The following is a 16,767-nucleotide window of genomic DNA, read 5'->3' on the forward strand; positions in this document are numbered from 1 at the left end:
AGAATATACTTAAAGCCGTGATACAGCATTCAAAACCTGCGCGTTTGGGCATTGGAATTATTTCCGCCGGGAGGGTCGGATCCGTCCTCGGTGCGGCTTTGCGCGCCTGTGAGCACACTATTGTGGGTGTTCACGCGGTGTCTGAGGCTTCTCAGGAGCGCGCCGCGATGCTGCTTCCCGATGTGCCGCTGTTGCCGGTGGAGCAGATTGCTGAGCGTAGCGAATTGCTGATTCTTGCGGTTCCCGATGATGAGTTGCCGGGCCTTATCACCTACCTGGCGTCCTCGGGAAGTATTACCGCCGGTCAGATTCTGGTGCATACCTCCGGTCGTCACGGCACCGAGGTTCTCGCACCGGCGACCGCGCTGGGCGCTATCGGTTTGGCGATTCACCCCGCCATGACGTTTACCGGCATGTCCATGGACCTGCAGCGCCTGAACGGCACCTGCTTCGCAGTGACCGGGCCTGCACCGTTCATCCCGATTGCTCAGGCACTCGTGGTGGAGATGGGTGGCGAACCCGTGCACGTTGCCGAGGCCGACCGAGCGCTCTACCACGCAGCCCTAGCGCACGCCGCGAACCACCTCGTGACCATCCTGGGTCAGTCCCAGCAGATGCTCGCCTCCATCGGTATTGAGGACCCGGCACGCTACATGGGGCCGCTCGTGCGAGCCGCCGTGGACAATGCGCTCGCCAGCGGTGAGGGCGCTCTCACCGGGCCCGTGGCACGTGGAGACGCCGGCACCGTGAAGGCTCACCTTCAGGCTCTGAATGAGTACTCAGAGCATGAGAAAACAGGTGATATTACAGACTCTTACGCCGCTCTGGCACACGCAACCGCAAAAAGAGCGCATAATAGAGGTTTGTTAAACGATGAACAACTGGGACGAATTGAGGATCTGCTGGGTGAGTCTTCGGACCGCAACCACCCCGGCGATATTGATGATTCAGCCCCCGAAAACAAGGAGTTCTCGTCATGACTGAGACTTCGATGCCCCGAGTCGTGACCACCATTGCGGATTTCCGCACGGCAATCACCGAATCTCTTGCCGCAGCGCAGGAGGAACTGGACCGGGCAGCCCGCCAGGAGGCGGAGCAGAACGGCACCGCAGTTCAGTACACGAACGCATCCCTGGGCTACGTGCCCACCATGGGCGCCCTGCACGACGGCCACGCAACCCTGTTGCGTCGCGCCGCTGAACAGAATGATGTAGTGGTCGCCTCCATTTTTGTGAACCCGCTGCAGTTTGGCCCCGGCGAGGATTACGAAGCATACCCGCGCACCCTGGAGGCAGACGCTGCCCTGGCTGGTGCCGCCGGTGTTGACATTATTTTTGCCCCCGAGGTTGAAGAGATGTACCCCGACGGTGACCCGCTCATCCGCATTTCGAGCGGCGAGCTGGGCACCAAGTTTGAGGGTGCGACCCGTCCGGGCCACTTTGATGGCGTGCTGGCCGTGGTCAATAAGTTCTTCAACATTATTCGCCCCGCAGCCGGTAACCACCCGGTGAATGCGTACTTCGGTCAGAAGGACGCTCAGCAGTACATCCTGATTCAGCGTATGGTGCGCGATTTCAACCACGACGTGACCATGCGCCCTGTGGCGATTGTTCGCGAAGATAACGGCCTGGCGCTGTCTTCGCGTAATAGCTACCTGTCGGATGAGGAGCGCGAGTCTGCCCTGGTGCTGTCCCGCACCCTGGCGATGCTGCGTGAGAATTCGCTGAACCGTGGTTTCCACGAGATTGATTTGGACGGTGCGCGTGAGCGTATCAACTCCACTCCGGGTGTGCGCCTTGACTACCTGGAACTGGTCGACCCGATGACTTTCGGTGAGCCGACTGAGGAGTCGGAGCGAGTGCTGGCACTGGTTGCCGCGTTCGTTGGCCCGACCCGCCTGATTGACAACATGGACCTGCGCTAAGCGTTCGTTCGTTTAGAAGAGTCCCCAACACACTACACAGATAGGTATCACTGTGAGCACTGAGCACACTGCCGCACCGGCGATTGCTGATATGTCCGAGCAGATGCAGATTCGCCTGGAGAAGCGTGCGAAGCTGATCGAGTCGGGTCGCGAGGCATACCCGGTGGGTCTGCTGGATTCTGAGGGCAACCGCGTGGAGCCCAACCACATTGAGGATCTGCGCGCCGAGTACGATCCGAAGCTGGCTGCTGAGGAGCTGAAGGCTGGCGACGAGACTGACCGTGTGGTGCATGTTGGTGGCCGCGTGGTGTTTGTCCGTAACACCGGTAAGCTGTGCTTCGCGACCCTGCAGGGTGGTACCGAGGGTAAGCGCATCCAGGCGATGCTGTCGCTGGCTGAGGTGGGCGAGGAGTCCCTGGCTGAGTGGAAGTCTCTGGTTGACCTGGGTGACCACGTGTTCGTGACCGGCCGCGTGATTGTTTCTCGCCGCGGTGAGCTGTCCATTATGGTGACCGACTGGAAGATGGCGTCGAAGGCTCTTCGCCCCATGCCGGTTCTGCACAAGGACCTGAACGAGGAAACCCGCGTTCGCCAGCGTTACCTGGATCTGATGGTTCGCGAGGAGGCTCGCGAGCTGGTGAAGAAGCGCGCCCTGATTACCCGCACCGTCCGCCGCGTGCTGGAGGATCACGGCTACATTGAGGTTGAGACCCCCGTTCTGCAGCTGGTGCACGGTGGCGCGACTGCCCGCCCGTTCCGCACTCACCTGAACGCTTTCGACCAGCCGATGACCATGCGTATTGCGACCGAGCTGCCGCTCAAGCGTGCAGTGGTTGGTGGCATTGAGCGTGTGTACGAGATTGGCCGCGTGTTCCGTAACGAAGGTGTGGACTCGACCCACAGCCCCGAGTTCACCACCCTGGAGTGCTACGAGACCTACGCTGACCAGTTCGTGATGGCTGAGCGCATGAAGGAAATTATCCAGAGCTGCGCGAAGGCTGTCGGCACCGAGCGCGTTGAGACTGAGAACGGCACCATCGACCTGTTCGGTGAGTGGAAGTGGGTTGGCGTGTACCCGGGCCTGTCTGAGGCTGTGGGCGTTGAGATTACCCCCGAGACTGACGCTTCTGTTCTGCGTGAAATCGCTGAGAAGCACGAGGTTGATATCGACCCGAAGTGGGATGCTGAGAAGCTGGTGACCGAGCTGTTCGGTGAGATTGTTGAGCCGACCCTGGTGAACCCGACCTTCGTGTACGATTACCCGCCGAGCGCTCAGCCGCTGGCGCGTCCGCACCGTTCCGGTGAGCCGCTGATTGAGGCGTGGGACCTGATTATTGGCGGTATGGAGCGCGGCACCGCGTTCTCCGAGCTGATTGATCCGGTCATTCAGCGTGAGCGCCTGACCGCTCAGTCGCTGCTGGCTGCTGCCGGTGACGATGAGGCGATGGAGCTGGATGAGGACTTCCTGCGCGCCCTGGAGTACGGTGCACCCCCGATGGGTGGCCTGGGTCTGGGCATTGACCGTCTGATTATGCTGCTGGCGGGTGACCAGGATCCGGAGCATCCGGGTACTGTGGTGCGTCAGCCCGGTATTCGTGAGACTATTCTCTTCCCCCTGATGAAGCCGGAAGCCTAAGCTTTAGCTTCACCTTGAGAGGTGATAATGCGGCGGGTGCCGCGGATACGGTTGTATCTGCGGCACCCGCCGTTTTTGCGTGCACTCTTTTGCACGGTGTATAGCTCCCGAGGTGGGGTTTTCTGTTTATTTGCACAGGTCAGGGGCTTTTTTCGGTGCTTTTTTGCTCTATTCTGGTGCTGATTTATGCTGCTCTATTCGTTCTGGCGGGGGTTTCTGTTCTTATACACGAATGTGTTGCGTAGAAAAGAATGAGCTGTTGGGATAGGGTCAGAATTTCGCTTTTGAATAGCCTAGGAATGCCTGGAGTGAATGGCGTATTGTGGGTGCCCGTGCGGGTGATGTAATTCCTGGGGATTGTTGGTGGTGCCGTGTTGTGCATTGTTCGATATTGTCCCCATAGTGTGTGCCGGAGGAATCCAAAGTATTTGCACTCTAAACTGCGCATTAATGTGTGCGGGGTGGGTGTGGATTTAACGGAGGTGAACGGAATGGATATATCGCTCAGGGCGATCAGCGCATTGTTTCAATATTCAGGAAGTTTTCGGAATCTTTAATATATTTCTGTTATTATGTGAAAGAAAATTAGTACATAAATATATCCGGCACACTATTTTCTCAATCTCCGATAGAGGCTTTTGGGTTTATCCACAGGATATATGCAACAGATGAGGAGGTGCCTCAATGGCACAGAAGGTTCGCATCATCCTTGAAGACGATCTCGACGGCGGCCCCGCAGACGAAACCATCCGTTTCGGCCTGGACGGCGCTCACTACGAGATCGACCTGTCCTCCGCTAACGCAGCTCGCCTGCGTGACGCTATCCGCCCCTTCGTGGCAAAGTCCCGCCGCGTGCAGGGTACCGCTACCCAGCGCACCCGTGCACCCCGCGGCACTGCTGCTCCGGTCAAGCGTAACCCCGAGACCGCAGCAATCCGCGAGTGGGCTAAGGCTAACGGCCACAAGGTCTCTGACCGCGGCCGCATCCACCAGGATATTCAGGACGCATACTACGAAGCAATGAAGGCTCAGGACTAAGGGTTCTACGCATTGCGTGTAGCCGGAGGGGTTGGTTCTTTAAGGTTCTAAACCTCCGGGTGCTTAGGGCGGACGGTGTTATCACCGTCCGCCTTTTGTTTTGCCCTCTTATGCGTGTTGTATGTTCTGCATATCTGAATGGGGGATGTTTTATGGCTAATTCCAATTAACTATTTACATGTAAAATATATTGAGCTGGTTGATGGGGCAATCGGTGCAATACCGAGAAGGGTATTGGTTGAACGCAGGGGCATAGTGCACATTCGGATTCTGCGTTCATTTAGATTTCATGCATCGGCAGGAACACTAAAGGTGTTGGCGCATTAATCTCTTTGATGCTGTTGTTATTCGCCGGGATATTCCCTCTGTGTGCGGTGTGGGGTCTACCCTGAATAGAGCCGAAAATAATAAGCATGCTACCGTGTGCTGTCGTGGAGATTTCCCCTGATACTTCCCCCGAAACCACGATGATTATCAGCGGAAATTCTGTTGCGGATTGCCTGTGAATTGCGTAAAAATATTTATCGCCAATGGCGCTGTATATATTTTTGCGAATTATTGAAATTTCTCACGCAAACATATAAATTTTTAAAAATTTCTGCAATATATTCACGCGCGTGCAGAAAACTAGGGGTTCCTGTGTGGGTCTGTGTGGCTTCTTGTGTGTTCTGCTTTCCCGGACATCCTCGTTTCGGTGCTACCTCCCCTCAGAGCCCACTCGTAGCCCCTCCCCGCAGTACATCCGGCGGTATTATGCGCACACTCTGCAGAGGCAACCCCTGCAAAAGCAACCACTATCGACCGGGCAGTGCTCATCTACCTTCAGGGTAGGTTCACCTGCGTGAGCTAGACCCCTCAAAACCACCCGCGGAACCCCCTCCTAGGCGCCCGAAAACACGCTCAAAACGCCCCGAACAGCTCATCTGTTCTCTTGATGGCGAACAGGCGCCCACACGCGGGGCATAAACCCGCAGCTCAACGTACTCTTGTATCAATAGGAAAATGCAAGGAGTGCGTAAATGTTTGAACGCTTTACCGATCGAGCTCGGCGCGTTGTGGTGCTTGCCCAGGAAGAGGCACGCATGCTCAACCACAACTACATCGGTACCGAACACCTGCTGCTCGGTCTGATTCACGAGGGCGAAGGCATCGGTGCTCGCGCCCTGGAATCATTGGGCGTTACCCTGAACGCAGTACGTGAACAGGTTCAGGACATCGTCGGCCCCGGCCCCCAGGCGCCTAACGGTCACATCCCCTTCACCCCCCGCGCGAAGAAGGTTCTCGAACTGTCCATGCGCGAGGCTATTCAGCTGAACCACGGCTACATCGGCACCGAACACATCCTGCTGGGCATGGTGCGCGCGAACGAGGGCGTGGCAAACCAGGTGCTGGTCAAGCTGGGTGCTGAGCCTGCCGCCGTGCGCCAGGCTGTCATGGACCTGATTTCCGGCTACCCCGGCAACAACTCCGGTGAGAAGGAAACCGCCGGCGTGGGTGCAGGTAACTCTCGCGAAGGCACTCCCGCGGGTTCGACCATCCTGGATCAGTTCGGCCGCAACCTCACCGCCGCAGCGCGTGAGGGCGAGCTGGACCCGGTTATTGGTCGCCACAAGGAGATGGAACGCGTTATGCAGGTCCTCTCCCGCCGTACCAAGAACAACCCCGTGCTGATCGGTGAGCCCGGCGTCGGTAAGACCGCCGTCGTGGAGGGCCTGGCACAGGCTATCGTGCACGGTGACGTCCCCGAGACCCTCAAAGACAAGCACCTGTACACCCTGGACCTCGGTTCCCTGGTTGCAGGTTCCCGTTACCGCGGTGACTTCGAGGAACGCCTGAAGAAGGTCCTGAAGGAAATCCGCTCCCGCGGCGACATCATCCTGTTCATCGACGAGATTCACACCCTCGTCGGTGCGGGTGCAGCTGAGGGCGCGATTGACGCTGCCTCCATCCTCAAGCCCATGCTGGCTCGAGGCGAACTGCAGACCATCGGTGCCACCACCCTGGACGAGTACCGCAAGCACATTGAGAAGGATGCCGCCCTGGAGCGCCGCTTCCAGCCGATTCAGGTTGAGGAGCCCTCCCAGGAGCTCGCCGTGCAGATCCTCAAGGGCGTGCGCGACAAGTACGAGGCACACCACCGCGTCACCATTACCGACGAGGCAATCGAGACCGCCGTGAACCTTGCGGCACGCTACATCTCTGACCGCTTCCTGCCGGATAAGGCTGTCGACCTGATTGACGAGGCGGGAGCACGCCTGCGCATCAAGCGCATGACCGCACCCCCGGAAATCAAGCTGCTCGACGAGAAGGCCGCCAAGCTGCGCCAGCAGAAGGAAGACGCCATCAACTCCCAGGATTACGAGAAGGCCGCAGGCCTGCGTGATCAGGAGCAGAAGGTCCTGGCTGAGAAGGAAGAAGCTGAGAAGGCATGGCGCGAAGGCGGCGACGCATTCGGCACCGTGACCCCCGAGGTTATTTCTGAGGTTCTGGCTGCTTCCACCGGTGTTCCGGTCTACAAGATCACCGAGGAAGAGTCGACCCGCCTGCTGACCATGGAGCAGGAGCTCCACAAGCGCGTCATCGGCCAGGAGCACGCTATTGCGGCACTGTCCCGCGCTATCCGCCGTACTCGTGCAGGCCTGAAGGATCCGCGCCGTCCCGGTGGTTCGTTCATCTTCGCCGGCCCGACTGGTGTGGGTAAGACCGAGCTTGCCAAGGCTCTGGCGGAGTTCCTGTTCGGCGATGAGGATTCGCTCATCACCCTGGATATGTCCGAGTACCAGGAGAAGCACACCGTCTCGCGTCTGTTCGGTGCGCCTCCCGGCTACGTTGGCTACGATGAGGGCGGCCAGCTGACCGAGAAGGTCCGCCGCAAGCCCTTCTCCGTGGTCCTGTTCGACGAGGTGGAGAAGGCTCACGCCGACCTGTTCAACTCGCTGCTGCAGATTCTGGAAGACGGTCGCCTGACCGACTCGCAGGGTCGCGTGGTGGACTTCAAGAACACCGTCATCATCATGACCACCAACCTGGGTTCGCGTGACGTGAACCGCCGCATCCCGGTTGGTTTCCAGGCGATGGATGACACCGCAGCCGACTACGAGCGCATGCAGGCACGCGTGATGGAGAACCTCAAGGAGCACTTCCGCCCCGAGTTCCTGAACCGTGTGGACGACATTATCGTCTTCCCGCAGCTCTCCGAGTCTGAGATTCTGCAGATTGTGGACCTGTTCGTGGGCCGCCTGGCTAAGCGCCTGGCGGAGCAGGATATGTCCATTGAGCTGACTAATGCTGCGAAGGTTCTCATGGCGGCTAAGGGTTACGACCCGTCCATGGGTGCCCGTCCTCTGCGCCGCGAGATGCAGCGCAACATCGAGGACGCCCTGTCCGAGAAGATCCTCTTCGGCGACATCAAGCCCGGTGAGAAGATTACCGTGGACGTTGAAGGTGAGGGCGACTCCGCGAAGTTCGTCTTCTCGTCTCAGCCGATGAAGGAGCTCTCCCTGGAGTCCGTGAAGGAGCCCGTGAAGGAGGGCGAGTCTTCCGAGGCTCCCGCTTCCGAGGTCCGCGAGGGCCAGGGTAACGACTAGGCGCTAGGCCGCTAAGCTCTAGCGCACAAAACGCCCGAGGGGCGGTACCGGTTATTCGGTGCCGCCCCTCGGGCGTTTTGCGCATTCTAAGGCCCTCTGGTCTAAGGCCCTCTGGGGCCCTTCTAAAGCGAAACGAGCACTCGCCCGCCCTCCGGTACCTCACGGGCCAGAGAATCGGCCAGAAGGCCCGCGTAGCAGCGCTGCAGCTGTTCGGAGGCGGGGGAGAGCGCGTACAACGCCTTGAGCGGGCGGTGCACCTCGGCCGGAACATTCGCGGGGAATACCAGGTCGGGCGAGGCGGCAGCGCCGGTGGCCGAGGCTGCATCCAGGATGAGGCTGCGCTCCACGGGCTCGTGGGCGGCGCGGAGAACCGCCATGACGGCACCGCGCACCTGGCGGTCCGTGCCGTGCCAGGCCTGGCCCTTTGGCGTGTACTCAGCCTCGGGTCGGCCGGCCGCAATCCAGGCGCACACATCCTGCACGGGGCACTGCTCGCAGGTCGGGGACTTCGCGGTGCAGACCAGCGCACCGAGCTCCATGGTCGCCGCGTTCCACACGCAGGAGGTTGGGGTATCGGCGGGCATGAGTGCCTCGGCCAGGCGGGTTTCGGCGGCCGTCAGCGAGCGGGAGGGGAGCGCCTTGCCGCTAACGGCGCGGGCGTGCACGCGGCGAATATTCGTGTCGATGACCGTCTCTCGCAGACCGAACGCGAAAACGCTGATGGCGGCGGCCGTGTAGGAGCCCACGCCCGGCAGGTCGAGGAGCGCATCGTGGTCGGCGGGAACCTTACCATCATGCCGCTCCACAATCGCCACGGCAGCCCCGTGCAGGCGCTGAGCGCGGCGCGGGTAACCCAGGCGACCCCAGGTGCGCACCGCCTCCGAGGCGGGCTCGGCGGCCAGGTCTGCGGGGGTGGGCCAGCGGCGCATCCACTCCTCCCAGACGGGCAGGACGCGCTTGACGGGGGTCTGCTGTAGCATGAATTCGCTGACCATCACGCCCCAGGGCGAGCAGTCGTCGCGGCGCCAGGGCAGGTCGCGTGCGTTCTGCAGGAACCAGCCATTAATGCGTTCGTGCAGAAGGTGCGGCTTGATGCCTTGTGGGAGGTGATTTGCGGGGTCTGCTGCTTCTGGAATCATCAGAAAAGCCTACGTCACGGGCTATATATTCCCAAAACGGTATGGAATGGGTTCATGGTGAATCTAAGGTTGAAACCCGGTATCCTTAGAGTATGTCTGAAAACGGTCCCGTTCTGCCTCCCGAAGTTTACCGCCGCCGTCGCATCGTGGCGGTTGTTGCCCTGCTCGCCGTCATTCTCCTGCTGGTTGCGGGCGTGACGAGCATCGTCGGCATGATTAATAACAAGAAGGACGCCACCGTCGCCTCCACCGCGACGGCCACCGGTGCGCCCTTCCAGAGCTTCAGCGCGCGCCCTTCCGAAACGGCCTCGGCTAGCGCTTCCGCCTCGGCAAGTCCTTCTGCCTCCCCGAGCGAGACGGCGACCAAGAGTGCCTCCCCTAATGCCACCGAGACCAAGGCGGCTGAAACCAAGAGCCCCGAGGCAAAGCCGAGCGAGGCCAAGACCGCGCAGGCCACCCCCTCCGCCACCCCGAGCGCAAGCGCGGCGGGTGTGGTGGCAGCCTGCACCGCGAACGACCTGAAGGTGACCGTTACCCCCGCGAAGCGCACGTTCGCCGCGGGTGAGCAGGTCTCGTTCCACGTGACCTACACGAACTCCTCGAAGACCCCCTGCGCCGTGGGTGGTGAGGGTGCGAATACCGGCGTGGACCTGAATATCACCTCGGGATCGGCGCAGGTGTACACCCGTAGCCTGTGCACCGCGACCACCCTGCCGAAGGCTGAGGTTGCCGCGGGTGCCGAGGGCGCAACCGACCTGGCCTGGGATCGCAAGATCAACGTTCTGGGCTGCTCCGCCGCTTCGAACGCCCAGAAGGGTTCCTACTGGGCAACCGCAACGGTGGACGGCGTAACCTCGACCCGGGTGAACTTCGTGATTCAGTAGTCGCTTCGCCGAGCCTCCCCATAGTTTTCGCCCGTGAGTGGGCGTAAAAAGCCCTCGCACCGGATACTCTCCGGCGCGGGGGCTTTTCGTATAAGGCTGTTGCGTGGCGATACCTGGAGGTGTGCTACTTGGAGGCGCGCGGCTTGGCGAATCGGCGCTCGCCCAGGTAGCCGAGCAAGCCACCAAAGACGGTCCACTGCAGGGCTGCTAGAAGCAGGGTGGGCGGGTCGGTCACCTCGAAGGAGTTGGGGATGACTCGGAACCACAGCAGCGGCAGGTAAATCAGAAAAAGAATGGGGGAAGCCCACACAAAGAACGGGACGGAGCGCTTGGCCATAGTGACCTCCTCGTGACGTGTTATGGCCTGGACGAGGGAAAACCTCTGTCGACACATCATAACCCGGAACCGTTCTCAATTGCTAGGGGTGTACCCGGGTGATTAGAGGTAGCGCTCCAGGCTGCTTTCCGCCATGCGGGTCAGCTGCTCGCGCACCGTGCGGGCGCGCGCCTCGCCCACGCCGTCCACGGCTCGCAAATCCTCAAGGGAAGCCGCCATGAGGGCCTGAAGGCTTCCGAAGCGCTCCACGAGGCGTTCGGCAATCGCGTTCGGAATGCTCGGAATACCGTCCAGCAGACGGAAGCCGCGCGGTTGCAGGGGAGTCTCCAAGTCGGGGTTCTCGCCAAAGCCGACGGTGCGGGCAATCGCGCGCAAATCGACGATGCCCATACCGTCTAGGTTCTGGAGCGCCTGCACGCCGCCGGCGATCAGCTCGTCATTCGCCTCGGGCAGGTAGTCGCGCAGAATCAGGTCGCTAGCGGTCATCTCGGGGGCGCGTAGCTCCTCCAGCTGCAGGGCAATCAGGCGGCCGTGCACGCCAAGCTCCAGCACGTAGTGGCTGACCTCGCGGATAATGCGGTTCACCATCTCCATGCGCTGAAGGGTCATCGCCACATCCGCCAGGGACACGTTGGACTCAATCTCCAGGGCCGAGAGCGAGGAAAGCACAGAGCGCAGGCGCTTCTTATAGCTTTCAAGGGTCTGAATCGCCTGGTTCGCGCGGGCCATGAGGTACTGGCTGTCCTCGACCGTGTAGCGGGTGCCGTCAACGTACACCGAAATGACGGACATTGAGGCGCTCACCGAAATCACCGGGAAGCCGGTCTGAATCGCGGTGCGCTCGGCGGTACGGTGGCGGGTGCCGGACTCGTTCGTATCGATGGAGGCGTCCGGCATGAGCTGTACGCCAGCGTGCAGCAGGCGGGTGGCGTCGCGGTCGCAGATGATGGCGCCATCCATCTTGGCCAGCTCGCGCAGGCGGGTTGCCGAAAACTCGGTGTCGATGCTGAAACCGCCCGAAGACATGGAGGAAACGGTGCGGTCGGAGCCGAGTACGATGAGCGCGCCCGTACGGCCACGCATGATGCGTTCCAGGCCCTCGCGGAGCTCGGTGCCGGGGGCGATTCGGGCGATAGTTTTCAGCAAAAGGTCACTATAATTCATCTGCACGAAAACCATTGTACCCATAATCGCACCTAAAGGGCGATGTCAGGGGCGAAACGGCGGGCTAAAGTGCCTTAAAAACGAATAGATATTCTTGATTTTTAAACGGTGTCGAAACGCTGTTCTCCGGGAGGCACTTGCGGCGGCCCCGGATGGTTTTACGGGCGCGGGCCGCCCCGCTGTACGCCTGTCGCGAGAGATGACCTTCGCCCCGGTAAGAAAGCGGGCCCGCCCCTACAATAGAGCCATGAGCGCCCGCACCAAGACCACCAAAACCGCCCCCGCCTACCGCTGCACCGAATGTGGCTGGACCACCGCCAAGTGGGTGGGCCGCTGCGGCGAGTGTCAGACCTGGGGCACCGTCGAAGAAGCCGCCGGAGGCACCCGTGCGCGCACTCGCGCCGCATCCAGCGTGCAGAAACCCGCCCAGCCCATCGCCGAGGTCGACTCGCGTGTGGCCGCCTACATGAGCACCGGAAACCCCGAATTTGACCGCGTACTCGGCGGCGGACTCGTGCCCGGCGCGGTCATCCTCATGGCGGGCGAGCCCGGCGTGGGCAAGTCCACCCTACTGCTGGACGTTGCCGCCACCTTCGCGCGCGGCACCGCCGGGATTGCGGGGCAGAGGGGCGCGCAGAACCGTACGAACACCCCAGTGCAAAACACCTCTGCGCAGAACACCCAGCCGCCGCGCCCGGTCCTGTACATCACCGGCGAGGAATCCGCCGCGCAGGTCAAGCTTCGCGCCGACCGCATCGGTGCCATCGCGGAAACCCTCTACCTGACCAGCGAAACCGACCTTGGTACCGCCCTGGCTCACATCGAGCAGATTGACCCGGCGCTGCTGGTCATCGACTCCGTGCAGACCCTCGCCTCCGCGGAAGTTGAGGGTAGCGCCGGTGGTGTCACCCAGGTGCGCGAGGTCGCCGCCTCCGTGATTGCAGCCGCGAAGGAACGCAATATGTGCACCCTGCTCGTGGGGCACGTGACCAAGGAGGGCACCATCGCGGGCCCGCGCCTGCTCGAGCACCTGGTGGACGTGGTCTGCCAGTTCGAGGGCGACAAGCATTCGAATATCCGCATGCTGCGCGCGATTAAGAACCGCTTCGGCCCCACCGACGAGGTGGGCTGCTTTGACATGCACGAGGACGGCATCGCGCCCGTGCTGGACCCCTCCGGCATGTTCGTCTCCAGTACCCCGCACCCGGTGGCGGGCACCTGCGTGACCGTTACGATGGAGGGCCGCCGCCCCCTGCTCGCGGAGGTTCAGGCGCTGCTGGATCAGGCGGTAGCACCGGCACCTCGACGCACCGTTTCGGGCCTGGACTCGGCGCGCATCCAGATGCTCCTGGCGGTGCTACAGCGCCGCGCCGGGCTGAACGTGGGCAAGCTCGACTGCTATGTCTCGACGGTGGGCGGCGCGAAAATTGCGGAGCCCGCCGCCGACCTGGCGTGCGTCATGGCGTTGGCGTCGGCGGCGCAGAATAAGCCGCTTCCGCGCAAGCTCGCGGTCTTTGGCGAGGTGGGCCTGGCGGGTGAGGTGCGCGCCGTGCCGGGTATCCGCCAGCGCATCGCGGAGGTGGGCCGCCTGGGCTTCACGCACGTGCTGGTGCCCGCCTCCCCGACCGGTGTGGGGGACGTGCCCGAGGGCGTGACCGTGCGTGAAGTAACCACCCTGGGTGAGGCGCTCGCGCTGCTCTTCCCGCAGAAGTAAAACAGCAAAAGCGAGGAGGGGGCTCCCGGCTGACGTGAAGGTCACCGGGAGCCCCCTCCTCTATGCTTTGCGGCTGGTCGCCGACCCCGTTAGTCCCGGCGAACCTGCGAGGGACGGTCGGTGCGCGGCTGGGAGGTATTCTCCTCCTCGTTCTCGAACAGCATGATGTTGATCGAACGGGTGTGTAGCTGATCGGGCTGTCGCTGGATATTCTCCGAAGCGTTCTCCGGAACGGTACCCGTCACGGTGGCGGCGCCCATTTCGGCGGCGCGCGCCTCCATCTCTTCAGAGCTCACGTGCAGGTCAATCACCGGCAGGGAGGAGGTGCTCGGGGCGTGCTGCGTCATGGCCTCGCCCAGGGGCATTAGCTTGTCCAGAGCCTCCTTGTGGCTCATGCCGGTGGCCTCCATGAAGTCCACCACGATGAGGCGCAGCATCAGCACCAGCGACTCGCCCTCGAAGGATGCCACACCCATGTAGTGCGGGTTGAGGGTTCCGGCCAGGCGCACCATGCGGTCCTGCGCCTTCTTCATGTAGTGCTCGCGCTCTTCCTTCCTCGGCGCAGACATGCCCAGGCCGATGCTCTGGGAGGCCAGCGACAGCTCGTCCAGGGCCTTACTCAGCGAAACCAGCGCGGCCGAACGCAGCTGCACGTGGCGGATGGTTGAGGCCATGCGACGGTTGAGCACGCGGTCGTTACGAATGGCCAGATCCACCGCGGCGAGGGTCTTCGCCAGGCGTTCCAGCTCCTCGCGGTTCTTACGGCTCTTCCACGACAGGTCGTTCATACCCTGCGCGGTGATCAGGTCGCCACGGCAGCTATCGTAGAGCGGCTGCAGCGCGCGTGCATCAAGCAGGCTCTGGTACGCCTTGTTGTAGTCGTAGTAGCGGATTGCCTCGGAGGAGAGCTGGAAAACCTTCGCGAAGGCATCCATGAGGGCGATGGCGCGGGCGCGCGGGTTCTTGCGAGGGTCGCGCGGCATCAGGTACATGGTGAGGAATGCAAAGGCGCCACCAACGATACCGTCGAAACTGCGGGTGAACGCATCGTCAGGTACGGGCAGCAGCAACGTGAAACAGGCCTGGAAGCTGAGCTGAATCGTAAAAATAATGCCCTTATCAATAAATCGGGCAATAATCACGGTCAAGAAAAGCACCACTGCCGCCTGCCAGGTACCGTGACCAAGCAGAATCAGCAGAAGGTCGCCAATGAGAATGCCGAGGGTCACGCCGAAGGAGACCTCAAGGATTCGGCGGGAATGCTTAGCACCGCTTACATAGCCGAGGGATACGAGGGCAGCGACCGGCGCAAAAATGGGTTCCTGGTGGCCCAGGATGTGCTCAGCGAAAAGCCAAGCGCCCATAGACGCCGCAACAATCTGCACAGACTGAAAGAAATCGACGCGCACTCGGTGCATGCCCTCGTGAATGAACTGTCGAGTACTACGTCCTGCGTTGCGAAGAATGTCTGCGAATTGTGCCATGGGAACCATCATACCGTCGAGTCGAGCGGGGCGAGGGGAGGCCGGGTCTCACGGTTCTGTGACGTGCGACCTGCGCCCCCGGCCAGGTCGGGAGCTCCCCCCAGGGGTTTGCTGATGCCCTGGAAGAGCGCCCGAGGAGGGGAGGAGCGCCGCGGCTTACCCGCGGATGCGGCGGGCCACCCGGCGCAGAAAGCCGGTGCGGTTCTCGGGCTCCGGCGGCTCGGGGTTACGCTCGTCCCGGGCTTCCCCTCGAGGTTCGTTGTCGCCGGGGCCGGCCGCCTCGCGGGGCTCTTCCCGCTCGGCCAGCAGGCGCTCGAGCTCGGCGCGGTGCACGGCATCCCAGGAGTGCGCCCGGTCAGACATTGCCCACTCGAAACCTGCGGTGAGGGAGGTTTCGGTGAAGAGATCGCGTGCAGCGCGCACCGTGGCGGCCAGCGGCTCGGGGAGCGCCGGGACCTGCTCCACGGTGGGGAAGGGTGCGGGGGCTTCTGTTTTTCCGGGCTTCTCTTCACCGTGCGCAAGAATCTGCGTCAGCAGGTAGGCACGCTCGGCTCGCAGGGCCTCCAGCAGTTCGGTGCGGCGCGCATCCGTTGCTACCGCCGCATGTCGCAAGGCGGTGGCGATCATCAGCTCGGGAACACCGCCGGTAAGCATACCCAACGGCAGGGTGAACTCGCCCAGCCCGTACTGACGCAGGGCACCGCCCACCCGCATCTGCGTGAACGCATCGGGAATCAGCGCGAGCACCGGAATACCGGCCGCGGCGGAGAATACCGCCGGGTGGTAGCGGCTGGTCAGGGTGAACGCCGCCGCCCGGTGCACGGTGATGCTCTGGTCGGCGTGCAGAATCGGTAGCAGGGTCGCCGGGGTGGAGGGACTGAGCTGCTCGGCGATGCGCTGGTGCGCCTGAATATCGCCGCTTGCCGAGTCCTGCGGGTCACCGTAGTGGCTCAGAAATACGGGCGCGTAGCCGTGCTCGCGCCACATGCCGTCGAGTAGGCGCGCAATCTGCTGAGCCTGCTGGTCGGTACATTCGTTGACGGTCACGCAGACGTAGTGCTCCGGCAGCTCGTTAAGTGCCTGACTTGCTGAAATACCCTCCGCATAGTGCAGGGTGCGTGCCGGGTAAACCGTCGGGTAGTCGGTAGCGTCATCCACGCTCAGGCGCGCGTCAATATCCCGTTCGCGGCACCAGGCGAGCGAGGAGCTTTCGCGTACCGTCACCGAACGGGCGGTGCGGAGCATACGCTCCAGAACCTGCGCATCCTCGGGGTTGAGGACCGGGCCCAAGGACTGGCCGGTCACGAATAGGGGAACACCGGCGTACTCGGTGGCGAGAGCCACCGAGGCACGCTCGTAGAGGAGCCAGCCGAAGCGGGAGTTGAGGTTGCCGCCGCCCGAGATGACGACCGCGTCCATGGCGGCGATGGAGTCCGCGAAGCCCACCATGCGTTCGACGGTCTGTTCCAGCGGGTGCAACACCTCGGGCAGCGCCTGCACCTGCGGTAGTGCCACCAATTCGGCGATGGAGGGCCGCTCCCGGTCGGCGTGCAGCTCAGTCAGGACGCACTCGAGCGCCGCGAGGGTCAGCTCACGCTCGGCCGGCGCCCAGGGGAAGAGGAAAAACGGCAGGTAGGAGTAGCCATCGCCCTCTGCGCCGCGGGTCGCGTTGAGGTACCGCGCCGAGTGTCGCTCGTCGCGGGTCATGAGGGTGACCTCCGCGCCGCCTTCGGCAAGTGCCTGAGCGCTCGCAATGGTCATCGCCTCGTCGCCCACGTGGTAGGTGTGCTGGCCGATATCGCCGACCACGATCACGCGCGGCGCGCGGGAATGAGTAGAATGAGCGTTCTCCGTCATGGG

At 62.2% G+C, this 16,767-nt stretch carries 12 protein-coding genes; 7 read left to right on the forward strand and 5 right to left on the reverse strand.

Annotation, left to right across the window (positions count from 1 at the left end; all coding sequences use genetic code 11):
* Positions 1-17: 17 nt before the first annotated feature.
* The 5 genes from AC3E6W_RS00850 (at position 18) to AC3E6W_RS00870 (ending at position 8,185) form a co-directional block, all read left to right on the forward strand.
* The gene (locus AC3E6W_RS00850; RefSeq protein ID WP_490652101.1) at positions 18-980 is read left to right on the forward strand and encodes a Rossmann-like and DUF2520 domain-containing protein; all 963 of its coding nucleotides are present in this window, start codon (positions 18-20) and stop codon (positions 978-980) included.
* Positions 977-1,924 (forward strand): pantoate--beta-alanine ligase, encoded by a 948-nt coding sequence (gene panC / locus AC3E6W_RS00855; protein WP_049352737.1) that lies wholly within the window; start codon positions 977-979, stop codon positions 1,922-1,924. The genes AC3E6W_RS00850 and panC overlap by 4 nt, the downstream gene beginning before the upstream one ends.
* Before the next feature lie 52 nt (positions 1,925-1,976).
* Positions 1,977-3,560, forward strand: coding sequence for a lysine--tRNA ligase (gene lysS / locus AC3E6W_RS00860; RefSeq protein ID WP_490652102.1), 1,584 nt, complete (start codon positions 1,977-1,979; stop codon positions 3,558-3,560).
* Positions 3,561-4,244: 684 nt separating this feature from the next.
* The gene (locus AC3E6W_RS00865; protein WP_005504366.1) at positions 4,245-4,598 is read left to right on the forward strand and encodes a histone-like nucleoid-structuring protein Lsr2; all 354 of its coding nucleotides are present in this window, start codon (positions 4,245-4,247) and stop codon (positions 4,596-4,598) included.
* 1,019 nt (positions 4,599-5,617) lie between these two features.
* Positions 5,618-8,185 carry an ATP-dependent Clp protease ATP-binding subunit gene (locus AC3E6W_RS00870; protein WP_490652103.1) on the forward strand — a complete coding sequence of 856 codons (2,568 nt, stop codon included), beginning with the start codon at positions 5,618-5,620 and terminating at the stop codon, positions 8,183-8,185.
* Positions 8,186-8,307: 122 nt separating this feature from the next.
* Here AC3E6W_RS00870 and AC3E6W_RS00875 read toward each other — a convergent pair whose 3' ends face one another.
* Positions 8,308-9,324, reverse strand: a complete 1,017-nt coding sequence (locus AC3E6W_RS00875) for an HhH-GPD family protein (RefSeq protein WP_314508510.1) — start codon at positions 9,322-9,324, stop codon at positions 8,308-8,310.
* A gap of 92 nt (positions 9,325-9,416) precedes the next feature.
* Between AC3E6W_RS00875 and AC3E6W_RS00880 the strand changes: the two genes are divergently transcribed.
* Positions 9,417-10,208 carry a hypothetical protein gene (locus AC3E6W_RS00880; protein WP_306540171.1) on the forward strand — a complete coding sequence of 264 codons (792 nt, stop codon included), beginning with the start codon at positions 9,417-9,419 and terminating at the stop codon, positions 10,206-10,208.
* A gap of 124 nt (positions 10,209-10,332) precedes the next feature.
* Here AC3E6W_RS00880 and AC3E6W_RS00885 read toward each other — a convergent pair whose 3' ends face one another.
* Together AC3E6W_RS00885 and disA are read right to left on the reverse strand one after the other, a co-directional pair.
* Positions 10,333-10,545, reverse strand: a complete 213-nt coding sequence (locus tag AC3E6W_RS00885; protein ID WP_049345963.1) for a hypothetical protein — start codon at positions 10,543-10,545, stop codon at positions 10,333-10,335.
* 102 nt (positions 10,546-10,647) lie between these two features.
* Positions 10,648-11,724 (reverse strand): DNA integrity scanning diadenylate cyclase DisA, encoded by a 1,077-nt coding sequence (disA, locus tag AC3E6W_RS00890; RefSeq protein ID WP_490652396.1) that lies wholly within the window; start codon positions 11,722-11,724, stop codon positions 10,648-10,650.
* A 232-nt stretch (positions 11,725-11,956) separates the two neighbouring features.
* On the opposite strand from disA, the gene AC3E6W_RS00895 reads away from it, so the two are divergent.
* Entirely contained in the window at positions 11,957-13,423 is a 1,467-nt protein-coding gene (locus tag AC3E6W_RS00895) for a DNA repair protein RadA (RefSeq protein WP_490652104.1), read from the forward strand.
* A gap of 89 nt (positions 13,424-13,512) precedes the next feature.
* On the opposite strand, the gene AC3E6W_RS00900 is transcribed toward AC3E6W_RS00895, so the two are convergent.
* A complete protein-coding gene (locus AC3E6W_RS00900) occupies positions 13,513-14,907 on the reverse strand; it encodes an FUSC family protein (protein ID WP_490652105.1) in 1,395 nt (464 codons plus the stop codon).
* Positions 14,908-15,063: 156 nt separating this feature from the next.
* On the reverse strand, positions 15,064-16,764 hold the full coding sequence (locus tag AC3E6W_RS00905; RefSeq protein WP_490652106.1) for a polysaccharide pyruvyl transferase family protein: 1,701 nt from the start codon (positions 16,762-16,764) through the stop codon (positions 15,064-15,066).
* Positions 16,765-16,767 lie beyond the last annotated feature (3 nt).

The organism is Rothia sp. SCPM-O-B-18226 (M350), from assembly GCF_058213595.1.

What these genes read in the sequence shown, in the direction of transcription:
- panC (WP_049352737.1), top strand. Translation starts at nt 977, where the DNA reads ATGACTGAGACTTCGATGCCCCGAGTCGTGACCACCATTGCGGATTTC.
- AC3E6W_RS00875 (WP_314508510.1), bottom strand. Translation starts at nt 9,324, where the DNA reads ATGATTCCAGAAGCAGCAGACCCCGCAAATCACCTCCCACAAGGCATC.
- AC3E6W_RS00885 (WP_049345963.1), bottom strand. Translation starts at nt 10,545, where the DNA reads ATGGCCAAGCGCTCCGTCCCGTTCTTTGTGTGGGCTTCCCCCATTCTT.
- AC3E6W_RS00900 (WP_490652105.1), bottom strand. Translation starts at nt 14,907, where the DNA reads ATGGCACAATTCGCAGACATTCTTCGCAACGCAGGACGTAGTACTCGA.
- AC3E6W_RS00870 (WP_490652103.1), top strand. Translation starts at nt 5,618, where the DNA reads ATGTTTGAACGCTTTACCGATCGAGCTCGGCGCGTTGTGGTGCTTGCC.
- AC3E6W_RS00880 (WP_306540171.1), top strand. Translation starts at nt 9,417, where the DNA reads ATGTCTGAAAACGGTCCCGTTCTGCCTCCCGAAGTTTACCGCCGCCGT.
- disA (WP_490652396.1), bottom strand. Translation starts at nt 11,724, where the DNA reads ATGGTTTTCGTGCAGATGAATTATAGTGACCTTTTGCTGAAAACTATC.
- AC3E6W_RS00865 (WP_005504366.1), top strand. Translation starts at nt 4,245, where the DNA reads ATGGCACAGAAGGTTCGCATCATCCTTGAAGACGATCTCGACGGCGGC.
- AC3E6W_RS00895 (WP_490652104.1), top strand. Translation starts at nt 11,957, where the DNA reads ATGAGCGCCCGCACCAAGACCACCAAAACCGCCCCCGCCTACCGCTGC.
- AC3E6W_RS00905 (WP_490652106.1), bottom strand. Translation starts at nt 16,764, where the DNA reads ATGACGGAGAACGCTCATTCTACTCATTCCCGCGCGCCGCGCGTGATC.